Source organism: Pseudomonas sp. Irchel 3E13 (assembly GCF_900187455.1).
In the GTDB taxonomy this organism is placed as follows: Bacteria; Pseudomonadota; Gammaproteobacteria; order Pseudomonadales; family Pseudomonadaceae; genus Aquipseudomonas.
The window spans coordinates 422069-443121 of the sequence record NZ_FYDX01000001.1; the positions used below are offsets into that span (position 1 = coordinate 422069).

The following is a 21053-nucleotide window of genomic DNA, read 5'->3' on the forward strand; positions in this document are numbered from 1 at the left end:
TCTGGAGTACGTTTCATGTCCACGACTTTTCACGGCATCATCGGCTACACCGTCACCCCGTTCAGCGCCGACGGCGAGCAACCGAACCTCGCCGCCCTCGGTCAGTCCATCGACCGCCTGATCGAAGGCGGCGTGCAATCCATCGCCCCGCTGGGCAGCACCGGTGAAGGCGCCTACCTGAATGACCGCGAGTGGAGCCAGGTCGCCGAATTCAGCCTGGCCCATATCGACCGGCGCGTGCCGACCATCGTCAGCGTCTCCGACCTGACCACCGCCAACGCCATCCGCCGCGCGCGCTTCGCCGAAGCACAAGGCGCCGACGCCGTGATGGTGCTGCCGGCGGCGTACTGGAAGCTCAGCGAGGCGGAAATCCTCCGGCATTACCAGCGCATCGGCGACAGCATCGGCATCCCGATCATGCTCTACAACAACCCCGCCACCAGCGGCACCGACATGTCCGTGCCGTTGATCCTGCGCATTGTCGCGGCGGTGGAGAACGTGACCATGGTCAAGGAGAGCAGCGGCGACATCCAGCGCATGCACGCCCTGCACCAGCTCGGCGAAGGCCAGGTGCCGTTCTACAACGGCTGCAACCCGCTGGCCCTGGAAGCCTTCATCGCCGGCGCCAGCGGCTGGTGCACCGCCGCTCCCAACCTGATCCCGGCGCTGAACCAGCAGTTGTACCAGGCGGTGCTGGACAACGACCTGGAACAGGCGCGGGCCTTGTTCTACAAGCAGTTGCCATTGCTGGAGTTCATCCTCAAGGGAGGTTTGCCGGCGACGATCAAGGCTGGCCTGAAGCTGGACGGGCTGGATTGCGGCGCGCCGCGCGCGCCGGTGTTCCCGCTGGATGACGCGGGGATTGGGCGGTTGAGTGCGCTGCTGGAGCAGCTGCGCTAAGGGTCTGGAACTGACTTACCCCTGATCGGAGCACACCTCGGCCAGCTTCAGATACCGCAGCGTGTGCTCCTGCCCGGACGAGTCCAGGTAGGTCATGGCAGCCCTGATCACCTGGCACTCCTCGGTGACCGGCTCGGTCATGCTCAGCACTCTGGCGACGTCGAGACGCATGCCGTAGTGGTAATCGGTGGCGACATCCTGTGCCTGGGCGGCAGCCGCGAACAACAGGCCGAGGGACAGCAACAAACGCAGTTTCATAGTGAATCTCCTCGTTGCATGAGCAACGCGATGAGAACCGATGCAACCCTTTGAGTGTGGGCGCAGACCGCGGATTCCGTCGCCCGGGGGGATCAACGGCAACAAATCGGTTAACCTGCGCTCCCTGCCCCGACAAGCCATTCCCCATGGAACTGCATATCGTCCTGCATGGCCGCAAAGGCCTGGCCGACCAGCTTTACCAGCAACTGCGCGCCGGTATCGACAGCGGACGGCTGGCCGCCGGCACACAACTGCCGCCCACGCGGCTGCTGGCAGAGCAATTGGGGGTGTCACGCAAGACCGTGGCCGAAGCCTACTCGCGGCTGACCTACGACAACCTGCTCAGCGGCCAGGTCGGCCGCGGCACCTTCATCACGCCGCAACTGACCAGCGCCGCGCCCGCGCCGACCGCAACGCCGCTGGCCGGCGAGGACAGCCTGGCGCGTTGGCGCGCCCGTGGCATTCCCATGGGTCGCCCAGCGCTGGCGCAACCGTCGCGCTACGACTTCATCGGTGGGGCGTCGAGCAAGGCCCATTTCCCGTTCGACGCCTGGCGCCAGTGCAGCCTGCATGCGTTGCGCCAGTGCCAGCGCACCGACACCCGCTACAGCAACGCTCAAGGCCTGCCCGAACTGCGCGAGGCCATCGCCCGGCACATCGCTTTTGCTCGTGGCGTGCATTGCAGCGGCGCCGATGTGCTGGTGTGCAACGGCGCGCAGCAGGCCCTCGACCTGATCGCCCGGGTGCTGATCGAACCGGGCTGCACGGTGGCGATGGAAGATCCCGGTTATCCGCCGGCGCGGCACCTGTTCGAAGCCCTCGGCGCGCGCATCCAGCATGTGCCGGTGGACGCCGAAGGCCTTTGCGTGGAGCGGATCGACGCCGGTGTCCGGCTGATCTACGTCACGCCCTCTCACCAGTTTCCGCTGGGCATGCCTTTGAGCCTCCCGCGTCGCCACGCCCTGCTGGCGCGGGCCGCCGAGCTGGGCGCGGTGATCATCGAAGACGACTACGACAGTGAATTTCGCTACGAAGGCCGGCCCACCGACGCCCTGCAAAGCCTCGATGAACACGGCCTGGTGGCCTATGTCGGCACCTTCTCCAAGACCGTGCTGCCGGAACTGCGCCTGGGCTACGCCATCCTGCCGCCGGCGCTGCTGGAACCGGTGCGCATCGCCAAGCAGTTGAGTGACTGGCACACCTCGACCCTGAGCCAGTGGGCCCTGGCCCGCTTTATCAGCGAGGTCCATCTGCTCAAGCACATCCGTCGCTGCCACGACCTGTACGCGGCGCGCCGCGAGCGCATCCTGCAACGCTTGCAAGGCGACCTCAGCCCGTGGTTCGAAGCGGTGCCCACCACCGCGGGCTATCACCTGAGCGCGCTGGCCAAGGGCGAGCTGGACGTGGATTTTCTGATTGCCCTGGCGCGCAAGGTAGAAGTCGGGCTGTATTCCCTCGCGCCGTTCTTCACCGAGGCAACGCCGCGCCACGGCCTGCTACTGGGTTTCGGCGCCATCGAGCTGCTGGATATCGACCCGGCGCTGGACCGGGTGCGCGACACCCTGCAGCACCTCAGTTGACGGCACTGGCCGGGCTCGCCGTGACCTTCATCGCCGCGGCGTAGCCATTCGGCGCGAAGCGCCCGGTGACCAACAGCATCAGCACCACGGTGACGGTCAGCAGTGTCCACGACGCCTGGAAATCGCCGCTGATATCCCGCAGCCACCCCGTCAGGTACGGCACCAGCCCGGTGATGATGAAACCGATGCCCTGGACGAACGCCGCCAGCCCGCCGGCCTGGCGTGGGTCTTTGCAGTGTTCGAGGGTGAGCGTCAGGCTCAGGCTGAAGCAGGCGCCGAGACCAAAACCGATCAGGCCGACCCACAAACCGGGTGACAACGCGGGGTCCAGCAACAGGCCGGCAAATCCGATTAACTGCGCGAGCAGCGCCAGCCACAGGCCGGGGCGGCGGTCCGCCAACCGGCGCAACAGCAGCGGCAGACCGAGGGCGCCGAGCACCTGGAAGATCGTCATCAGACCCACCAGTTCTCCACCGCCGCGTGCGCTGCCGCCGACCTGCTGATAGTAGGCCGGCAGCCAGGCCACCATGCTGGTGTAGCCGCCATTGATCAGGCCGAAGTAAATCGCCAGCAGCCACGCCCGACGGTTGCCGAAGAAGTGTCCGCCGCCATTCCCGCCGCGGCCGGCGGCGGCTTCCAGTTTCGGCCCGATCAGCCCGAGCAGGAGCAGCGCCAGCAACACCGGCAACAGCCACACCCCCAGCCCCGCCTGCCAGTGTCCGAAATGCTCGGCAACCCGCGGCCCGAGCACCGCGGCCAGCCCGCCACCGCTCATCAGCGCCGCCGAATACACACCCATCGCCAGCGCCAGCCGCTGCCAGAACCAGCGATTGACCAACCCCGGCATCAGCGCCTGGACGAAGGCCACGCCAAGCCCGGCCAGCACCGCACTGGCGATCAGCGCCGTGCCGCTGCCCAGCAACAGGCGCCAGAAACAGGCCAGGCCAATGGCGCCCAGGCCCAGCAACAAACCGCCCTGCTCGCTCAGCCAACGGCGCAACCACGGCTGCAACAACGGCACCAGGCCCATGCACAACACCGGCAATGCCGTCAGCAACGCGGCCTGCTGGTAGCCGATGCCGGTGCCGCTGCGGATGTCTTCCAGCAGCGGACCGATGCTGGTGAGGATCGGCCGCAGGTTGACCGTCACCGCGATCACCAGCAGCAACAGTGCGGCGCTACGCCAGCGCGACGAGGCCTCGGTCATGCCGGGCGCACCTGCTGCCAGAGGCCGTACAACCCGTCCTCGCCCTCCGGTTTCAGCGGCCGCAGCGGCAGCGACTGCTGTTGCGGCGGGCGGGCCATCTGCGCGTAGACCGCGGCGGTGGACAGGCCGTAGGGCTCGCCCTCCTCGTTGCTGTAGGCGAACCAGGCCCGCTCGATCCCGCACAAATGCATGGCGGCCAGGCACATCGGGCACGGATGGCCCGTGGCGTAGACCTCGCACCCGTCCAGACGCGGCCCCAACTGCCGGCTGGCCAGGCGGATCGCCTGTATTTCGGCATGGGCGGTTGGGTCCTGGGTGCAATGGATTTCGTTGACAGCGCGGGCAATCACCTGCCCGTCACGCACCAGCAGCGCGGCGAATGGCCGGCCACCGGCCTGGATATTTTCCCGGGCCAGGGCCAGGGCTTCACGCATGAACGCGTCGTTACTCATCGGGGATTCCTCGGTGATTTCAGTGGGCGCCGGCAGCCAGCAACCGCTCGACAATCGCCTGCTGGCCGCGCTCGCGGGCGTGTTGCAGCGGCGTGACGCCATTGCGGTCGGCCAGGTTCACCTTCGCGCCGGCGTCGATCAGCAGCGTGACGATGGCCTGATGATCCGGCCCGCCGTCGCTGAGCAGGATGGCTTCGAGCAGGCCGGTCCAGCCGAGGTTGTTGATGTGGTCGGGGTTGACGCCGGCCTTGAGCAAGCGTGCCACCACCGCCACATGACCACGCTCGCAGGCGGGAATCAGCGCGGTGCCGCCGTAGCGGTTGGTGCTCTTCAGGTCGGCGCCGTGGGCCAGGGTCAGTTCGAGAATCTCCAGGTGACCCTCGGCCCCGGCCAGCAGGTAGGGGCTGTCGTGGATGGCATTTTTGGCGTTGACGTCGGCACCGGCCTCGATCAACTGGCGAGCGGCATCGAGGTCGTTGCGCGCGGTGGCCAGCAGCAGCGCGGTGTTGCCGCGAGCATCACGCTGGTCCACGGCGGCGCCGGAGCGCAGCAGCGTCTGCAGTTGCTGACGGTCACCGCTGACGACCGCTTGCGGCAGATCAGCGCAAGCGACGCTACTGGCGGCCAGCCCGAGGCCGGCGAGCACGCCGCGCCAGGCCTGTTTGCAGGTTCGGTTCGGGCGCATGGCATTCCCTCTGTCGAATGAGCCGCGATTATCCCGAGCGAGCGGTGTAGCATGAAATTAATTGATTTCATGCATACCAGTGGACTTGTGAATGCTTGACCCCCTCCTGCTCCGCGCCTTCGTCACCGTGGTCGAAACCGGCAACTTCACCCGCGCCGGTGACCGCCTGCACCTGACCCAATCCACCGTCAGCCAACAGATCATCCGCCTTGAGCAGAGCCTCGGCAGCCGCCTGCTCGACCGCAGTCAGCGCCAGGTCTGGCCCACCGAGGCGGGCGAGCGACTGCTGGGCTATGCGCGGCGCATCCTGCGCCTGGAAGAAGAAGCACGCCTGGCGCTCAACCCCACCCAGACCCAGACCGCCCTGCGCCTGGGCGCGCCGGAAGACCTTGCCGGCGAGTTGCTGACCGAAGCCCTGCGCGGCTTTATCGGCGAACGCCCGCACCTGCGCCTCGAAGTCGAGAGCGGCCTGAGCAATCCCCTGCTGCACCTTTACCGCAACGGCGAGCTGGACGTGCTGCTGGTCAAGCAATGGGGCGCCGACCGCGACTGCCACGCGCGCTGGCCGGAACCGTTGTCCTGGGTTTGCAGCGCCCGCGGCATGGTCGCCCACGACCCGCTGCCGCTGGTGGTGTTCCCGGTGGGCGCGCTGTACCGCCAGGAAATGATCCACGCCCTGGAAAGCGCCGGCCGCCCCTGGCGAATCAGCTACTCCAGCACCAGCCTGGCCAGCCTCGGCGCCGCGGTCAGCGCGGGTTTGGGCGTCAGCCTGATTCCCAGCCGCTGCGTGCTGCCGGATCACCGGGAACTCAGCGAAGACGAAGGTTTTCCGCCGGTGGACGGGCTGGAACTGGCCCTGTATGCCAGGGCCGGGCTGGATGGGGATGGGCTGGCGTTGCGGGATTTGTTGATGGGCCTGGGTGAAGCGCGGGGCCGAGGGTGACGCGTATCGCGGCAACCCGATTGGCCTCCCCACAAATCCCGAAATTGGCTATCTGAAACCCGCCCCTCGCCCATTAAGGTGTGCTCCATCCCGCGCTGTCGCGGAACCACAACGGAGCTACCAGCATGACCACCCGCATCGAATGGGCCAAACACGCACCCGAAGCCTACAAAGCCATGATCGGCCTGGAGCAGGCCCTGGCCAAATCCGGGCTGGAGAACTCGCTGCTGGAGTTGATCCGCCTGCGCGCCTCGCAGATCAATGGCTGCGCCTACTGCGTGAACATGCACGCCAATGACGCGCGCAAGGCCGGCGAAACCGAAGCCCGCCTGCAGACCCTGAGTGTCTGGGCCGACACCGCCTACTTCACGCCTCGCGAGCAAGCCGCGCTGGCCTGGACCGAGAGCCTGACCCGGCTGCCGGAAAAACATGCGCCGCAACACCAGTACACGGCGCTGCTGGAGCATTTCAGTGAAACCGAAGTGGTCAACCTGACCCTGGCCATCGCCACCATCAATGCCTGGAACCGCTTCGGCGTGGGCTTTGCGATGGTTCCGGCCTAAGCCGGCCGCAGGCGCTGGCGATAGCTGCCAGGGCTCTCCCCCGTCCATTTCTTGAACGCCCGGTGAAACGCGCTGGGCTCCTGGAAGCCGGTCTGCTCGGCGATCTCGGCGACGCTGAGGTCGCTGTCGCGCAGGCATTCGAAGGCCATGGCCTGGCGCACTTCGTCCTTGATCTGCTGGAACGAACAGCCTTCGCGCTCCAGTTGCCGGCGGAAGCTGCTGGGGCTCAGCCCCACTTGCCCGGCCAGGCCCAGCAGGGTCGGCCATTCGCCGTACTGGCGCAGGCGCAGATACCGATAGACCCGCGCCGCCAGGCCGTTCTGGTTGCGGTAACGCACCACCAGCCCTTGCGGCGCACTGCGCAGGAAGGTCTTCAGCGCACCAAGGTCCTGCACCACCGGCAATTTCAGGTAGTCGGCGGAGAACTCCACTTCGGTGCGGCCGGTGCCGATCTGCAGGTTCGGCCCCCACAGCAGCGCATCGTCGTCCAGTGCCACCCGCGCATCGCTCAGTTCAGTGCGATCAATGGCGATACGCCGTCCGCCCAGCCAGCACAACAGGCTAATCACCAGCACCAGCAACGTTTCCTCGGCGTACACGCGGCGCTGGGGGTCGTCGATGCGCGAGTGCAGGCTGATTACCGCGCGCTGCCCGCGCAGGGTCAGGGTGCCGCGCATATCCCGCAGGAACAGGCCGAAGTTGCCCAGGCACTGGCGCAGCGCTTTCTCCAGGTTCGGCTCCTGGATCAAGCCGCGGCAGATCAGCGCGAAGCTGCCCAGCGGCATGCCGTGGCTGTCGAGGTTGAAAAATTCGTCGTCCAGCGCTTCGATAAGGATCAGCCACAGCCGGGCGAAGGCCGAGGCCGGCACGCGGGCGTTGAGTTCGTGGATCAGCACCGGATCGATGCCGGACTGCTGCAACAGCGCCGCGGCCCGCGCGGGCTGGTCGCGCAGGCTGTAGAGCATGATGTGGACGAAGTACATCGCGACCGAATCGTTTTCCCGCATGACAGCTTCCGCATTGACCTCGACGGCATGGCAAAAAGTAACAGCCCGGCTGGGCACTTAAGGCATAGGCCCGAACGCCCCCAGTGCCTAGACTCGACACACCCCGGGCGTGGCCGGGCGTCATTCTCTCAGAGCCACGTGGCTCCACGCCACGTCTTCGCCCATTGGAGTCGATCATGAACAACAACGATATCTACGTAGTCAGCGCCGTGCGCTCGGCCATTGGCACCTTCGGCGGTTCGCTCAAGGACCTGCCACTGGCGGACCTGGCCACCCAGGTCACCCGAGCCGCCATCGAACGCTCCGGCGTCGCCCCCGAGCAAATCGGCCACGTCGTGATGGGCAACGTGATCCCCACCGAGGCCCGCGATGCCTACCTGGGCCGGGTCGCCGCGATGAACGCCGGCATCCCCAAGGAAACCCCCGCTTTCAACGTCAACCGCCTGTGCGGTTCCGGCCTGCAGGCCATTGTATCGGCCGCGCAGACCCTGCTGCTGGGCGAAGCCGAAGCGGTGATCGCCGCCGGCGCCGAATCCATGAGCCGCGGCCCGTACCTGCTGACCCAGGCCCGCTGGGGCGCGCGCATGGGCGACATGAAGAGCATCGACTACATGCTCGGCATCCTGCACGACCCGTTCGAAGGCTTCCACATGGGCATCACCGCGGAGAACGTTGCCGAGAAGAACGGCATCACCCGCGCCATGCAGGATGAAGTCGCGATCACCAGCCAGCAACGCGCCGCCCGCGCCATTGCCGAAGGCCGCTTCGACAGCCAGATCGTGCCGATCGAAATCCCCGGCCGCAAAGGCCCGGTGCAGTTCAAGGTGGACGAGCACGTGCGCGGCGACGTCAGCAGCGAACAACTGGCCGCGATGAAAACCGCGTTCAAGAAAGACGGCACCGTCACCGCCGGCAACGCCAGCGGCCTGAACGATGGCGCCGGCGCGCTGGTGCTGGCCACCGGTGAGATGGTCAAGCGCCAGGGCCTGAAGCCGCTGGCCCGCCTGGTCGCTTACGCCCACGCCGGTGTCGAGCCGGAACTGATGGGCCTGGGCCCGGTGCCGGCGACCCGCAAGGTCCTGGAAAAAGCCGGCCTGAAGGTGTCCGACCTGGACGTCATCGAATCCAACGAAGCCTTTGCCGCCCAGGCCTGCGCGGTGTCCCAGCAACTGGGCTTCGACCCGGAAAAGGTCAACCCCAACGGTTCGGGCATTTCCCTCGGCCACCCGGTGGGCGCTACCGGCGTGATCATCGCCACCAAGGCGATCCATGAATTGCAACGCATCAAAGGCCGCTACGCGCTGGCGACCATGTGCATCGGCGGCGGCCAAGGCATCGCCGTGCTGTTCGAACGGGCTTGAAGGAAACCATGAAGATGACGCTTGAAAACATCGCCGTGATTGGCGCCGGGACCATGGGCAACGGCATCGCGCAGGTCTGCGCCGTGGCCGGTTACCAGGTCACCCTGATCGATGTCTCCGACGCCGCGCTGGAGCGTGGCGTGGCGACCCTGCGCAAGAACCTGGATCGCCAGGTCAGCAAGCAGACCCTGGAAGCGGCCCAGGCCGAAGCCGCGGTCACCCGCATCCGCACCAGCACCGACTACGCCGCGCTCAACGACGCGCAGTTGGTGATCGAAGCGGCGACCGAAAACCTCGAGCTGAAAAAACGCATCCTCCAGCAGGTCGCGGCCAACGTCAGTGAACAGTGCGTGATCGCCACCAACACCTCGTCGCTGTCGGTGACCCAACTGGGCGCGGCCATCAGCGCGCCGCAGCGGTTTATCGGCGTGCACTTCTTCAACCCGGTGCCGATGATGGCGCTGGTCGAGGTGATCCGCGGCCTGCAAACCAGCGACGCAACCTACGCCACGGCCATGGAACTGACCGGCAAGGTCGGCAAGACCGCGATCACCGCCGGCAACCGTCCGGGCTTCGTGGTCAACCGCATCCTGGTGCCGATGATCAACGAAGCGATCTTCGTCCTGCAGGAAGGCCTGGCAAGTGCCGTCGATATCGACACCGGCATGCGCCTGGGCTGCAACCAGCCGATCGGCCCGCTGGCGCTGGCCGACCTGATCGGCCTGGACACTCTGCTGGCGATCATGGAGGCCTTCCACGAAGGCTTCAATGACAGCAAATACCGCCCCGCCCCGCTGCTCAAGGAGATGGTCGCGGCCGGCTACCTGGGCCGCAAGAGCGGTCGCGGTTTCCACACGTACGAGTAAGCCACCATGCCCAAGACCTGTGCCGAACGCTGCGCCGATTACGAAGACCGTCGCGACAAGGCTCTCGAACTGTTCGCCGCCAAGGGGTTCGGCCAGGTCAGCATGCGCGAGCTGGCTGCCCATGTGGGCCTCACCGCCGGCTCGCTCTACCACCATTTCCCGAGCAAGCAGCACCTGTTGTTCGACCTGATCGAAGAACTGTTCGAAGAGCTGCTTGCCACCCTGCATCCGGTCGGCCGGGGCAAGCCCATCAACGTGCGCCTGTCCGCGGTGATCCGGGCGCACTGGGCGCTGCACGCGGAACGGCCGCTGCATTTCCGCCTCGCCGAACGCGACCTCTGTTGCCTGAGCGATGAGCAACAGGCGCACATCGCGCAGATGCGCCGGCAGTACGAGAGCCACCTGCTGCGCGCGATCGCCCCTTCCACCAGCCTCACCGGCCCGGCGTTGGAGGCCGCCGCGCATGTCGTCGCCTCCATGCTCAACAGCCTGCCGGGCTGGCTGCAAAGCTCACCCCTGCCCCAGGCCCAGCGGCTGGCGCTGATGGAGAACATGCTGCTCGGCGCGATCGCACGCACCCTGCCGGAGTGCATCAGTTCTGCGGCCTGAGGGTCATCGGTTCGGGTGAATGACCCGCTGCCCTTCGGCGCCAGGCCGATGGACGAACAGCCCGTCGAGCAAGGGGCTGTTCGAGTGCAACGGGGCGTTCCAGTGCGCGGAGCAGTGAATGTAGCGACGCCGCAGCAAGGCCATTTCCATCGTATCCAGCCCATGCGTCGGCGTCTGGCCGAGCGCGTAGGCTTGCAGTTTCGCGGCAATTTCGTGCAATTCGCTGGGTAGCCCAAGTTCGGCGCAGTCCGGCACAGGTGCCAGCGGCACGCCGCCACCCACGGCCAAGGCATGCATCAGCCTCAGGTACACCAGCGACAACTCCCCCCGTACCCGCCGCGTCCCCACGACCTGCGCCGCCACGCGTTTCTCACGCTGGAGGTCGCGCTTGGGCAAGAAAGGCTGGTCGCTGCTGTGAAGGTCGATGCTCAGTTCGAACCCCTGCGCCTCCCACTGCCCGCGCTGCTGTTCCAGGCATTGACTGGCCTGCAACCACGCGCGGCTTTGGCGCTCGGGTAGATGCCGTGGCTCCAGGCTGCTGAAGGGGCGTTCCAGGCGAAGCAACTCCTGCTCCTCCGGCAGATAGCCGCCACCGATGTCGGTGTGCGAACCCGGCAGCGGCAGGTCGTTGTCACTGGCCACCAGCGGGAAATTCACCCGGCGCTCGTCGGCCGCCACCAGTTGCACGACCTGCCGCGCCAGTCCGGCGCGCAGGCCGAGTTGCAGCCCGTCGTAGTCGCTGTTGGCGGCGCTGAAGTTGCCTTTGAGCGGCGCCCAGATCCCGGCCACGGTGTCGAACAGGCCGATGAAATTGAGGACCGGCGGACAGTCGGGACAGATGCCCGCCAGCCCGTTGGCGAAATGCCGGGCCGCCGCCGCCCCGCGACTGAAGCCGAACAGATCGACTTCGACAGCGCGAATCCCGCGCCCGGGATTGTGCTGGGTGAATAGCTCGATCAGTCCGCTGATGCGCACGGGAAGCGGCTCCAGCAGCCCCCGCACGCCCAGTTGATGGCGGCCGGTGGCCTGGCCCAGCAGCGAATCCGCCGCGCCGCGCCGGGTGCCCGCCCCTTCGACGTACAGCGCCATCGCCGCCCGCGTCTGTCCCGGTTCGAGGCCGAGCCGCGCCTGTTGCGGATACAACTCGAACAACCGCGCCACATTGCTCTTGCCGGTGACGTAGCTACCCGAGGTGTTGCCGGAGGCGGCGCCTTGCTCGTGGTTGTGCAGATTGAGCCCGGTGCCGTCGAAGAACAGCCCCAGGTGCAGGGTGATCGCGTGAGGATCGGAGGGTATTGACGGATTCATGACGGTTCCTGTGTCGAGAAAACAAGGAACCGATCGGATCATCCCGCTGAAAGACGGGATGCAGGAAAATTTCCCTTAATTCGTATGAATCGCCTGACGCTAGCGGAGCAATCGCTGGATCTGCTCGCGCAGGCTGTCCAGGTCGAACGGCTTGGCCAGGATCGGCGCGCGGAACGCGATCGGGCTGCCCGACTCGCGGATTTCCGCCGGGTAGCCGCTGATGAAAATGACTTTCAGGTCAGGCCGCAGCTTGACCGCGGGCTCGGCGATATCGACCCCGGAAATACCGCCCGGCAGGCGAAAGTCGGTGACCATCAGGTCCAGGTGCGGCTTGCTGGCCAGGATCTCGAACGCCTGCGCGCCGTCCTCGGCCAGCAGAACGCGGTAACCCTCGCCCGACAGGTAGTCATTGAGGACCATCCGGATAACCGGTTCGTCTTCGACGACCAGTACTACATCTTGTGCATCTTCACTCATGCCAACGCCTTGATTCGGTTCATTCGGGTGGTGTCGTTCGTTGATAGACCCCTGGCTTACGCAGAGGTTGCCTGTTGAAGATCACTTTCGTTTTCCGCGGCATTTCCCTGCATATCGCATACCAGCGGCAGGCTGACGCGGAACGTCGCGCCCTCGCCTTCGGCGCTCTGCACCACGATGCTGCCGCCATGGGCCAGGACGATCTGCTCGGAAATGTACAGCCCGAGGCCGAGCCCGGCGACGCTCAGGTTGGAACTGACCCGCTCGAACTGCTGGAAAATCCGCTGCTGGTTTTCCGGGCTGATGCCAATCCCTTCGTCGCGCACCTCGACGCAGGCCATGTCCGCGTTCGCCGACACCCGCACATGCACCGGGCGCTTGGCGCCATAACGCAGGGCGTTGCTGAGCAGGTTGGCGATCACCTGCTCGATGCGGAATTCATCCCAGACGCCTTCCACGCCGTCGTTGATCACCAGCTCGATCGACGATCCGGCGGCGGCGGCCTGGGCGGAGAAATTCTCCACCAGGCCACTCACCAGTTGCGCCAGGTCGAAGCGCGAAGGCCGGATCGACAGTTTGCCGGTGCGGATCCGCGAGACATCGAGCATGTCCTCGATCAGGCGGATCAGGCTGTTGATCTGGCGCTCGTCGCGCTCGACCATGGCGCGCATCTTGTCCAGGGTGAAGGCATCGGCGTTGTCCCGCGCCAGGTGCAGCTTGCGCAACTGGGTTTCGAGAATCAGGCCGTTGAGCGGCGTGCGCACTTCGTGGGAGACGATGGACATGAAGTCATCGCGCATGCGCACCGCGCGCTCCAGCTCGCCGCGCGCCACCTGCAACTGTTCCAGCAGCAGTTGCTGCTCCTGGCGACCGCGCTCCAGCGCCTGCAATTGCTGGTCGAGGGCCTTGCGCTGGCGGTACAGCTCGACGAACACGGTGACCTTGCTTTTCACCGCGTGGGTGTCCAGCGGTTTGTGCAGGAAATCCACTGCGCCGCTTTCGTAGCCCTTGAAGGCGTAGTTCATCTCGCGCGCCGCGGCGCTGACGAAGACGATGGGAATGTGCTTGGTCTTTTCCGTGCCGCGCATCAGTTCGGCCAGCTCGAAGCCGTTCATGCCCGGCATCTGTACATCGAGGATGGCCAGGGCGAATTCGTGCTCCAACAGCAGCGACAGCGCCTGGTCGGCGGAGCTCGCCTGGTACACCGTGCGATCGTTGCCCTTGATCAGCGCTTCGAGCGCCAGCAGGTTCTCCGGGAGATCGTCGACGATCAGCAGTTTGGCTTGGATATGGCTTAGCATTCTTGTGCTTCCAGCTTGGCGAGCAGATGCCCGATGCCGTTCAAAGGGAGTATATGGTCGGGCCGGTGCAGCGCCAGCGCAGCGTTTGGCATGGTGGCGACCTGAGCCTGGGCCGGGTCTTGGACGACGGTAAGACCACCGTACTCACTGATTCGTGCCAGACCACTGGCACCGTCTTCGTTGGCACCGGTCAGCAGCACGCCGACCAGCCCCGGGCCAACGGCGTCGGCGGCGGATTCGAAGAGCATGTCGATCGAGGGCCGCGAGTAATGCACCCGCTCTTCCTGACTCAGGGACAGCGAGCGGTCACGCTCCAGCGACAGGTGATAGCCGGGGCAGGCGACATAGATCATCCCCGCTTCGAGGCTTTCCTTGTCCCGCGCCTCGCGCACCGGCCGCTTCAGCCGGCGAGCGAAAACCTCGGCCAGTTGGCTTTCGTGGTCGTCCGGCAGGTGCAGCACGCAGAGCACCGGAATCGCGAACGCCCGCGGCAGCAGCGCCAGCACCGAGAGCAGCGCACTGACGCCGCCCGCCGAGGCCCCCATGACGATCACTTCGGCCCTGTTCATAGTTTGCGGTAGATCCGTTCCGGCTTGACCAGCGCTTCGAAGCGGTCGGCGTAGGCGGAAAAATCCAGCGTTTCCTTGCTGCCCAGCACCAGGAATCCACGGTGGCAGAGCGATTCGTGGAACAGCCCGAAAGAGCGGTCCTGCAGGCCCTTGTTGAAGTAGATCAGCACGTTGCGGCAGGACACCAGTTGCGTCTCGGAGAACACGCTGTCGGTGGCCAGGCTGTGGTCGGCGAAGGTGACGTTATCGCGCAGGCTGCTGTCGACAATGGCGTTGCCATAGGCGCAGGTGTAGTAGTCGCTGAAGGCACGCTGGCCGCCGGCGGCGATGTAGTTCTGCTCGTAGTCGCGCATCGACTGCATCGAGTAAATGCCCTGCTTGGCCTTCTCCAGCGACTTGGGATTGATGTCGGTGGCGTAAATGATGGTGCGTTCGAGCAGGCCCTCTTCGCGCAGCAGGATGGCCATGGAATAGACCTCTTCACCGGTGCTGCAGCCGGCGATCCAGATCTTGATCGACGGCCAGGTCTTCAGGTGCGGCACCACCTCCCGGCGCAAGGCCAGGAAGTGGCTCGGGTCACGAAACATCTCGCTGACCGGGATGGTCAGGAACTGCAGCAGTTGCATGAACATTCCCGGATCGTGCAGCACCCGCTCCTGCAGGGCGGTGATCGTCGCGCAGTCGAAATGCCGCGCGGCATGCAGGATCCGGCGCTTGATCGAAGCGCCGGAGTAATCGCGAAAGTCGTAGCTGTACTTGAGGTAGATGGCCTCGATCAACAGCCGGATTTCAATGTCGGTGTTACGTTCGCTTGTCAAATTCGCTCCAGTTGCGGCAGCCAGACACGGATCAGGGAAAACAGCCGGTCCAGGTCAATCGGTTTGGCCAGGTAATCATTGGCGCCGGCCTGCAGACAACGCTCCTGGTCGTCCTTCATCGCCTTGGCGGTCACCGCGATGATCGGCAGCTTGCGCCAGCGCGGGTCCTTGCGGATCAGCCGGGTGGCCTCGAAACCATCCATCTCCGGCATCATCACGTCCATCAGCACCAGGTCGATATCGCCGCCCTGCTCGAGTTTTTCGATGGACTCGCGGCCGTTGCGGGCGATCTCCACCAGCGCGCCCTTGTGCTCCAGGGCGCTGGTCAGGGCGAAGATATTGCGCACATCGTCGTCCACCAGCAGGATCCTGCGGCCTTCGAAGACCTTGTCGCGGCTGCGCGCGGTCCTGAGCATGCGTTGCCGTTCATGGGACAGCGTCGATTCGACTTTGTGCAGGAACAACGTCACTTCATCCAGCAGGCGCTCCGGCGAGCGCGCGCCCTTGATGATGATCGAGCGCGAGTACTTGAGCAGTTCGGTTTCTTCGTCGCGGGTCAGGTTGCGCCCGGTGTAGACGATCACCGGCGGGAAGGCGCGGATCTCGTCGATGGTCATGCGCTTGAGCAGCTCGTTGCCGAGCATGTCCGGCAGTTTGAAGTCGATCACCATGCAGTCGTAGATGTTCTCGCGCAGCAGTTCCAGCGCTTCCTGCGCGGTCGCCACGGCGGTGATCTGCACATCGTCGTCGCCGATCAGGCGGGCGATGCTTTCGCGCTGCAGGTCGTCGTCTTCCACCAGCAGGATGTGCTTGAGTTTCTGGGTCAGCTTGTCTTCCAGGCGGGCGAACACGGTTTTCAGCTCGTCGCGGCTGGTCGGCTTGACCACATACCCCACGGCGCCCATGTGCATGGCGGTCTCGACCCGGTCTTCGACGGAAATCACGTGCACCGGGATGTGCCGCGTGGCGGCCTGTTCCTTGAGCCGTTGCAGCACGGTCAGCCCGGAATGGTCGGGCAGGCGCATGTCCAGCAGGATGGCGTCGGGAATGAACCGCGCGGCCAGTTCGAAGCCGTCGTCGGCGGCCTGGGCCACCAGGCAGTTGTAGCCCAGTTCGTGGGCCAGGTCGAAGAGGATGCGGGCGAAGTTCGGCTCGTCCTCGATCACCAGGATGCAGCGGTTGGAGAACGGTGCCAGTTGCCGGTCGTCCTCGAAGGACAGGCGCTTGGCCGGCGCCGCCAGCGGGGTCGGCGGCAGCGGATCGATCAGCGCCGGCGCGACCACCACCGGCTGGGACAATGGCTGTGGACGCGAGATAGGCGAAGGCCCGACCTGTTCGACGATCGGCTCGTACGCCTCCGGCAGAATCAGGCTGAACACGCTGCCCTTGCCCGGTTCGCTCTGCACCTGGATCTGCCCGCCAAGCAAACGCGCCAGATCGCGGGAAATCGACAGGCCCAGGCCGGTACCGCCAAAGCGGCGGTTGGTGGTGCCGTCGGCCTGATGGAAGGCTTCGAAGATGAGTTGCTGCTGGTCCGCCGCGATGCCGATGCCGCTGTCGCGCACATGGAACACGATGCCGCTGCCAGGCTGGTGGGTGACGGTCAGGCTGACCTGGCCGCGATCGGTGAACTTCAGCGCGTTGGACAGCAGGTTCTTGAGGATCTGTTCCAGGCGCTGGCGGTCGGTGTAGAGGGTCGCCGGCACATCCGGCTCGATGTTGACGCTGAAGGCCAGGCCCTTGTCCGCCGCCAACGGCTCGAACATCCCGCGCAGGCCCTCGGCCAGGCGTGCCACCTGGGTGGTTTCGGCGCGCACGTCGAGTTTGCCGGCCTCGACCTTGGCGATGTCGAGGATGTCGTTAATCAGATTGAGCAGGTCGTTGCCCGCGGAGTAGATCGATTCAGCGAACTTGACCTGCTCGTCGCTGAGGTTTTCCTGCGGGTTCTCGGCCAGCAGCTTGGCCAGGATCAGCGAGCTGTTGAGCGGTGTGCGCAGCTCATGGGACATGTTGGCGAGGAATTCGGACTTGTACTTGCTGGAGCGCTGCAGTTCCTCGGCGCGCTCCTGCAACTGCACCTGGGCTTCGTTCAGCTCGGTGTTCTTGTGGTCCAGGGCATCGCGCTGGGACGCCAGGGCGTCGGTGCGTTCGGCCAGTTGCTCGTTGGTCTGCTCAAGCTCCGCGCGCTGGGTTTCCAGGTAGGCCTGGGACTCCTTGAGCACCCGCGATTGCTCTTCCAGCTCTTCGTTGGCGGTTTTCAGCTCTTCCTGCTGCACCTGCAGCTCTTCGTTGAGTTGCTGGGTCTGGGCCAGCACTTCCTGCAGGCGCTGGCGGTAACGCGCGCTCTCGATGGAGGTGCCGAGGTTGTTGGCGACCCGCTCCAGCAATTCGCCATCGCGCGGACTCAGCGGACGCAGGAAACCCAGTTCAAGCACGCCATTGACCTGGCCGTCGTTGCTCGACGGCATCACCAGCACGCTGCGCGGCAGGCCCTCGCCGAGCCCGGAGCTGACCTTGAAATAATCTTCCGGCACATCGTCCAGCACCATCAGACGGCTCTGGCTGACAGCCTCGGCCAGCAACCCTTCGTGGGAGCCGACCACCTGGTCCCGGGCTTCCTGCTCGCGGGAGAAACCGTAGCTGGCGACGCGGTGCAGATCGCCTTGCTCGTCACGCACGTACAGCGCGGCGACCACGCTGCCCAGGTAGTTGGAGAAGAACTGCAAAATGTTGTGGCCCAGGGTCGGCAGGGTCTGCTGGCCCAGCACCCGCTCGGCCAGTTGCGACTGGCCGCTGCGGATCCAGGCCTGCTGTTGAAGGTGCTCGGTGGCACGTTCCTGGGCCTGGAGGTTTTCCTGATAGCTGGTGGAGAGGTTGATCAGGTCGCGCCGGCCAATCCAGGCCAGCAGGCCACTGATCAGGATGATGAACGCCAGGTACAGGGAAATGGACACCCAGGTGGTGGTACTGACCTGTTCGTTGCGCTTGGCCCGCAGTTGCTGCTCCAGGGCGACGAAGTCTTCGTATTCCTTGCGGGTCTGGTCGGTCAGGCGCTTGCCGCGACCGGCCTCGATATCCGAGCGGTAGTCACCGCCACCGCGGCGCGACTGGATCATCTCCCGGGCGAAGATGTCCCACTCGGCCTGCAGCGCTTCCAGGCGACCGAGGCGATCGATCTGTGTCGGGTTGTCCGCCACCAGCTCGCGCAGGGTCTTCATCTGCGCGCTGATCCGTGGCTTGGCCAGTTCGTAGGGATCGAGAAAATGCTCGTCGCCCGTGAGCAGGTAGCCCCGCATGCCGGTTTCCATGTCGATGGACAGCTTCAGCGACTCGTTGGCGTTGTTGATCACCCGGTCGGTGTGGCCGACCCACTGGATGACCGAGAGCAGGTAGGCGATTACCGTGACAAACACCACGGCACTCAACAGGCCGACCCCGAGGGGCAGGCTGATATTGCGCACCAGCAGCTTGCGGAAGCGCTGTTGGTCGGTTGTTGAGGCTGAATGATTCATCTGTAGGGTCCGGGCGGCAGAATTGGGTTGATTTTTTTGTCTTATGGTTCAGGTTTTCGATCTGACATGCAAACCGCAACCACGCTGCCCCTCCCAGTCTATCCATGTTCACGGCAATCGACAGGGCACAAAGCCAGTATTTGAGGCATCGGTTCGCCAATCGTTCCCTGCTTCAACGTCGACCGCTATGCTGCACATCACTGATGCCGGGGAACTTCCTGCGGCGTTGCGTTTACAGAGTCAGTAATACCTATTGCCGCAGGAGCAACCCATGCCCGCTATTCCCCCTCTTCTGGTCGTTGAAGACGACAACATCGTGCGCATGCTGTTGGTCGATGTGCTCAATGAACTGGGGTACGAGGTTACCGAGGCCCAAGACGGCGAAGAGGCACTCAAGCTGATCGAAGACCCGCAACAGCCCTTTTCGCTGATGCTCACTGACGTCGGCCTGCCCGGCATGAACGGCCAGGAACTGGCCCGCCTGACCCGCGAATTGCGCCCGCTGCTGCCGATCGTGTTTGCCAGCGGCTATGGCTCGACCATGGATGTGCCGGAAGGCATGCATGTGATTGGCAAGCCGTTCACCATCGATCAGTTGCGGGACAAGATGAAGGGGATTCTTGGTTGAACCCAGGTTGTCAGCGCCTTTGAGATCGAGCGCCGCTTGCGCGGCGCAATCCCCCAATAACCAAACCACCCCCTTCCCTTCCTCCCTTATGCAAAACCCCACCCATGTGTCTTCAATCTGAAATATGACCAGCGGGTCACATTTTCTCCGATCCCTCTCCTACACTGGCAAATCCTGCGTGGTACCGCCCGGACAACCCGACCGAAAAAAGTTGAAACTTTCGGATCACAGCGCCAGTCAGGAATTTAAGTAGGTCATCGCTTCCGGCGTTCCCGGGCGCGGCCCACCCATCCCTACACTTCGTCAGTTCGCCAATGGCAGGAGCGCCATTTGGCTTAGCGCTTGCACGGGTGACAGGGACGCAACACTGCACAGCAGAAGAGAGATAGACCGAACAGGCATCGCATTAGGGTGATTCACCCGCAGAACAAGGGATGGAGAGAAGTATGATCAGTGCCGCTGTCGAACCGCATACCGAGCATTTCAATCCGGACACCAGCGCCCCCGTGGGCAGTGACATCGTCGCAACGAGCCGTGGCTATGCCGCCGACGCCAGACAGAACCGGCACAAACGCAAAGTCTTGTTCGTCACTTCGGAAATCGCCGACCTGGTCAAGACCGGCGGCCTGGGCGACGTCTCCGCCGCCCTGCCCCGCGCCATGAGCCACTTGCACGATGTCCGCGTGCTGATCCCCGGCTACCCGCAAGTGATGGAAAGCGACAACCCGATCCATGTGGTCGGCGAACTGGGCGGCCACGCGGCGCTGCCCGCTTGCCAGATCGGCCGCATGGACCTGCCGGACGGCCTGGTCATCTACGTCCTCATCTGCCCCGAGCTGTACCAGCGCGAAGGCACGCCCTACGGCGCCAACAACGGCCGTGACTGGCCCGACAACCACATCCGCTTCGCCCGCCTGGGCCTGGCCGCCGCCGAAATAGCCGCAGGCGAAGGCATGGTCCACTGGACCCCGGACCTGGTCCACGCCCACGACTGGCCCGCCGGCCTGGCCCCGGCCTATATGCACTGGCGCGGCCTGAGCACCCCGACCCTGTTCACCATTCACAACCTCGCCTACCAGGGCGTGGTCAGCCGCGCCTGCTGCCCGGAACTGGCGATTCCCGAACACGCCCTGCAACAGGAAGGCATGGAGTTCTACGGCAAGCTGTCGTTCCTCAAGGCGGGCCTGGCCTACTCCAGTCACATCACCACGGTCAGCGCCACCTACGCCCGCGAAATCACCACGCCGGCATTCGGCTGCGGGCTCGACGGGTTCCTCGACAGCAAGGCCCAGCAAGGGCTGCTCAGCGGTATTCCGAACGGCATCGACGAGAGCTGGAACTCGGCCACCGACAGCCACCTGGAACACCGCTTCGGCCTCAATGACTGGGAAGGCAAGGCCGCCAACGCCAGCCAAGTCCGCGAGCTGTTCGGCCTTGAGCCGTCGACCGGCCCGCTGTTCGCGGTGGTGTCGCGACTGGTCTACCAGAAAGGCCTCGACCTGACCCTGGGCGTGGCCGAGTTCATCGTCGAGCAAGGTGGCCAGCTCGCCATCATCGGCCGCGGTGAACCCGAGGAAGAACAGGCCATGCGCGAGCTGGCGTTGCGCTTCCCCGGACGGATCGGCGTGCGCATCGGCTTCAACGAAACCGACGCCCGGCGCATGTTCGCCGGCAGCGACTTCCTGCTGATGCCGTCGCGCTACGAGCCCTGCGGCCTGAGCCAGATGTACGCGCAGCGCTTTGGTTCGTTGCCGGTGGCGCGCAATACCGGCGGCCTGGCCGACACCATCGAGAGTGGCGTCACCGGCTTCCTGTTCGACGAATCCACCGTGGAAAGCTACCGCGAGGCGCTGCAACGGGCCTTCTATGTCTTCGAGAAGAAACCGCTGCTCAACGCCATGCGATGCCTGGCGATGACCCAACCCTTCAACTGGTGCCAGGCGGTGGAACCCTACGCCCGGCTGTACGAGGAACTGGTCGTCCGCGCCACTAGCCAGCGGGGGTAAGCC

The 21053-nt window shown here is 65.1% G+C and carries 20 protein-coding genes; 9 read left to right on the forward strand and 11 right to left on the reverse strand.

Annotated elements, in window-relative coordinates; all coding sequences use genetic code 11:
* Positions 1–15 precede the first annotated feature (15 nt).
* Positions 16–900, forward strand: a complete 885-nt coding sequence (locus CKW37_RS01795) for a dihydrodipicolinate synthase family protein (protein ID WP_095153716.1) — start codon at positions 16–18, stop codon at positions 898–900.
* A 15-nt stretch (positions 901–915) separates the two neighbouring features.
* On the opposite strand, the gene CKW37_RS01800 is transcribed toward CKW37_RS01795, so the two are convergent.
* Positions 916–1158 (reverse strand): DUF2790 domain-containing protein, encoded by a 243-nt coding sequence (locus CKW37_RS01800; protein ID WP_095153717.1) that lies wholly within the window; start codon positions 1156–1158, stop codon positions 916–918.
* Positions 1159–1304: 146 nt separating this feature from the next.
* On the opposite strand from CKW37_RS01800, the gene CKW37_RS01805 reads away from it, so the two are divergent.
* Positions 1305–2738 (forward strand): PLP-dependent aminotransferase family protein, encoded by a 1434-nt coding sequence (locus tag CKW37_RS01805; protein WP_095153718.1) that lies wholly within the window; start codon positions 1305–1307, stop codon positions 2736–2738.
* On the opposite strand, the gene CKW37_RS01810 is transcribed toward CKW37_RS01805, so the two are convergent.
* Genes CKW37_RS01810 through CKW37_RS01820 form a run of 3 tightly spaced genes read right to left on the reverse strand, consistent with a single transcriptional unit; the run spans position 2731 to position 5082 of the window.
* Positions 2731–3945, reverse strand: coding sequence for a cyanate transporter (locus CKW37_RS01810; protein WP_095153719.1), 1215 nt, complete (start codon positions 3943–3945; stop codon positions 2731–2733). The genes CKW37_RS01805 and CKW37_RS01810 overlap by 8 nt on opposite strands.
* The gene (locus tag CKW37_RS01815) at positions 3942–4397 is read right to left on the reverse strand and encodes a nucleoside deaminase (RefSeq protein ID WP_095153720.1); all 456 of its coding nucleotides are present in this window, start codon (positions 4395–4397) and stop codon (positions 3942–3944) included. Before CKW37_RS01815 ends, CKW37_RS01810 begins: the two co-directional genes overlap by 4 nt.
* A gap of 19 nt (positions 4398–4416) precedes the next feature.
* Complete coding sequence (locus CKW37_RS01820; RefSeq protein ID WP_095153721.1) at positions 4417–5082, reverse strand: ankyrin repeat domain-containing protein; 666 nt, start codon at positions 5080–5082, stop codon at positions 4417–4419.
* Between the two features lie 91 nt (positions 5083–5173).
* Here CKW37_RS01820 and CKW37_RS01825 point away from each other — a divergent pair, with 91 nt between their 5' ends.
* Positions 5174–6025, forward strand: a complete 852-nt coding sequence (locus CKW37_RS01825; protein ID WP_095153722.1) for a LysR substrate-binding domain-containing protein — start codon at positions 5174–5176, stop codon at positions 6023–6025.
* A gap of 125 nt (positions 6026–6150) precedes the next feature.
* On the forward strand, positions 6151–6588 hold the full coding sequence (locus CKW37_RS01830) for a carboxymuconolactone decarboxylase family protein (RefSeq protein ID WP_095153723.1): 438 nt from the start codon (positions 6151–6153) through the stop codon (positions 6586–6588).
* Here the strand turns inward: CKW37_RS01830 and CKW37_RS01835 are convergent.
* Positions 6585–7595, reverse strand: coding sequence for an AraC family transcriptional regulator (locus CKW37_RS01835; protein WP_095153724.1), 1011 nt, complete (start codon positions 7593–7595; stop codon positions 6585–6587). The two genes, CKW37_RS01830 and CKW37_RS01835, sit on opposite strands and share 4 nt — an antisense overlap.
* A gap of 176 nt (positions 7596–7771) precedes the next feature.
* Between CKW37_RS01835 and CKW37_RS01840 the strand changes: the two genes are divergently transcribed.
* From CKW37_RS01840 to CKW37_RS01850, 3 genes are read left to right on the forward strand one after another with little or no spacing between them, the layout of a single operon-like run.
* The gene (locus CKW37_RS01840; protein WP_095153725.1) at positions 7772–8956 is read left to right on the forward strand and encodes an acetyl-CoA C-acyltransferase family protein; all 1185 of its coding nucleotides are present in this window, start codon (positions 7772–7774) and stop codon (positions 8954–8956) included.
* Between the two features lie 14 nt (positions 8957–8970).
* Positions 8971–9822, forward strand: a complete 852-nt coding sequence (locus CKW37_RS01845; protein ID WP_095153726.1) for a 3-hydroxybutyryl-CoA dehydrogenase — start codon at positions 8971–8973, stop codon at positions 9820–9822.
* A gap of 6 nt (positions 9823–9828) precedes the next feature.
* Positions 9829–10431 (forward strand): TetR/AcrR family transcriptional regulator, encoded by a 603-nt coding sequence (locus CKW37_RS01850; RefSeq protein ID WP_095153727.1) that lies wholly within the window; start codon positions 9829–9831, stop codon positions 10429–10431.
* A 3-nt stretch (positions 10432–10434) separates the two neighbouring features.
* Here CKW37_RS01850 and CKW37_RS01855 read toward each other — a convergent pair whose 3' ends face one another.
* From CKW37_RS01855 to CKW37_RS01880, 6 genes are all read right to left on the reverse strand, one after another.
* Positions 10435–11739, reverse strand: coding sequence for a DUF2235 domain-containing protein (locus CKW37_RS01855; RefSeq protein WP_159985212.1), 1305 nt, complete (start codon positions 11737–11739; stop codon positions 10435–10437).
* Between the two features lie 99 nt (positions 11740–11838).
* Positions 11839–12216, reverse strand: coding sequence for a response regulator (locus CKW37_RS01860; RefSeq protein WP_095153729.1), 378 nt, complete (start codon positions 12214–12216; stop codon positions 11839–11841).
* Positions 12217–12272: 56 nt separating this feature from the next.
* On the reverse strand, positions 12273–13517 hold the full coding sequence (locus tag CKW37_RS01865; protein ID WP_095153730.1) for a hybrid sensor histidine kinase/response regulator: 1245 nt from the start codon (positions 13515–13517) through the stop codon (positions 12273–12275).
* Positions 13511–14086 carry a chemotaxis protein CheB gene (locus CKW37_RS01870; RefSeq protein WP_095153731.1) on the reverse strand — a complete coding sequence of 192 codons (576 nt, stop codon included), beginning with the start codon at positions 14084–14086 and terminating at the stop codon, positions 13511–13513. The genes CKW37_RS01865 and CKW37_RS01870 overlap by 7 nt, the downstream gene beginning before the upstream one ends.
* Positions 14083–14904: a protein-glutamate O-methyltransferase CheR gene (locus CKW37_RS01875; protein WP_095153732.1), complete on the reverse strand. Its 822-nt coding sequence runs from the start codon at positions 14902–14904 to the stop codon at positions 14083–14085. Before CKW37_RS01875 ends, CKW37_RS01870 begins: the two co-directional genes overlap by 4 nt.
* Complete coding sequence (locus tag CKW37_RS01880) at positions 14901–18416, reverse strand: response regulator (RefSeq protein WP_095153733.1); 3516 nt, start codon at positions 18414–18416, stop codon at positions 14901–14903. Before CKW37_RS01880 ends, CKW37_RS01875 begins: the two co-directional genes overlap by 4 nt.
* 271 nt (positions 18417–18687) lie before the next feature.
* Here CKW37_RS01880 and CKW37_RS01885 point away from each other — a divergent pair, with 271 nt between their 5' ends.
* Both CKW37_RS01885 and glgA read left to right on the forward strand, forming a co-directional pair.
* Positions 18688–19044, forward strand: a complete 357-nt coding sequence (locus tag CKW37_RS01885) for a response regulator (RefSeq protein ID WP_095153734.1) — start codon at positions 18688–18690, stop codon at positions 19042–19044.
* Between the two features lie 446 nt (positions 19045–19490).
* Complete coding sequence (glgA, locus tag CKW37_RS01890) at positions 19491–21050, forward strand: glycogen synthase GlgA (RefSeq protein ID WP_095153735.1); 1560 nt, start codon at positions 19491–19493, stop codon at positions 21048–21050.
* Positions 21051–21053 lie beyond the last annotated feature (3 nt).

What these genes read in the sequence shown, in the direction of transcription:
- CKW37_RS01865 (WP_095153730.1), bottom strand. Translation starts at nt 13,517, where the DNA reads ATGCTAAGCCATATCCAAGCCAAACTGCTGATCGTCGACGATCTCCCG.
- glgA (WP_095153735.1), top strand. Translation starts at nt 19,491, where the DNA reads ATGATCAGTGCCGCTGTCGAACCGCATACCGAGCATTTCAATCCGGAC.
- CKW37_RS01885 (WP_095153734.1), top strand. Translation starts at nt 18,688, where the DNA reads ATGCCCGCTATTCCCCCTCTTCTGGTCGTTGAAGACGACAACATCGTG.
- CKW37_RS01880 (WP_095153733.1), bottom strand. Translation starts at nt 18,416, where the DNA reads ATGAATCATTCAGCCTCAACAACCGACCAACAGCGCTTCCGCAAGCTG.
- CKW37_RS01860 (WP_095153729.1), bottom strand. Translation starts at nt 12,216, where the DNA reads ATGAGTGAAGATGCACAAGATGTAGTACTGGTCGTCGAAGACGAACCG.
- CKW37_RS01810 (WP_095153719.1), bottom strand. Translation starts at nt 3,945, where the DNA reads ATGACCGAGGCCTCGTCGCGCTGGCGTAGCGCCGCACTGTTGCTGCTG.
- CKW37_RS01855 (WP_159985212.1), bottom strand. Translation starts at nt 11,739, where the DNA reads ATGAATCCGTCAATACCCTCCGATCCTCACGCGATCACCCTGCACCTG.
- CKW37_RS01820 (WP_095153721.1), bottom strand. Translation starts at nt 5,082, where the DNA reads ATGCGCCCGAACCGAACCTGCAAACAGGCCTGGCGCGGCGTGCTCGCC.
- CKW37_RS01800 (WP_095153717.1), bottom strand. Translation starts at nt 1,158, where the DNA reads ATGAAACTGCGTTTGTTGCTGTCCCTCGGCCTGTTGTTCGCGGCTGCC.
- CKW37_RS01815 (WP_095153720.1), bottom strand. Translation starts at nt 4,397, where the DNA reads ATGAGTAACGACGCGTTCATGCGTGAAGCCCTGGCCCTGGCCCGGGAA.
- CKW37_RS01795 (WP_095153716.1), top strand. Translation starts at nt 16, where the DNA reads ATGTCCACGACTTTTCACGGCATCATCGGCTACACCGTCACCCCGTTC.
- CKW37_RS01845 (WP_095153726.1), top strand. Translation starts at nt 8,971, where the DNA reads ATGACGCTTGAAAACATCGCCGTGATTGGCGCCGGGACCATGGGCAAC.
- CKW37_RS01835 (WP_095153724.1), bottom strand. Translation starts at nt 7,595, where the DNA reads ATGCGGGAAAACGATTCGGTCGCGATGTACTTCGTCCACATCATGCTC.
- CKW37_RS01805 (WP_095153718.1), top strand. Translation starts at nt 1,305, where the DNA reads ATGGAACTGCATATCGTCCTGCATGGCCGCAAAGGCCTGGCCGACCAG.
- CKW37_RS01840 (WP_095153725.1), top strand. Translation starts at nt 7,772, where the DNA reads ATGAACAACAACGATATCTACGTAGTCAGCGCCGTGCGCTCGGCCATT.
- CKW37_RS01825 (WP_095153722.1), top strand. Translation starts at nt 5,174, where the DNA reads ATGCTTGACCCCCTCCTGCTCCGCGCCTTCGTCACCGTGGTCGAAACC.
- CKW37_RS01850 (WP_095153727.1), top strand. Translation starts at nt 9,829, where the DNA reads ATGCCCAAGACCTGTGCCGAACGCTGCGCCGATTACGAAGACCGTCGC.
- CKW37_RS01870 (WP_095153731.1), bottom strand. Translation starts at nt 14,086, where the DNA reads ATGAACAGGGCCGAAGTGATCGTCATGGGGGCCTCGGCGGGCGGCGTC.
- CKW37_RS01830 (WP_095153723.1), top strand. Translation starts at nt 6,151, where the DNA reads ATGACCACCCGCATCGAATGGGCCAAACACGCACCCGAAGCCTACAAA.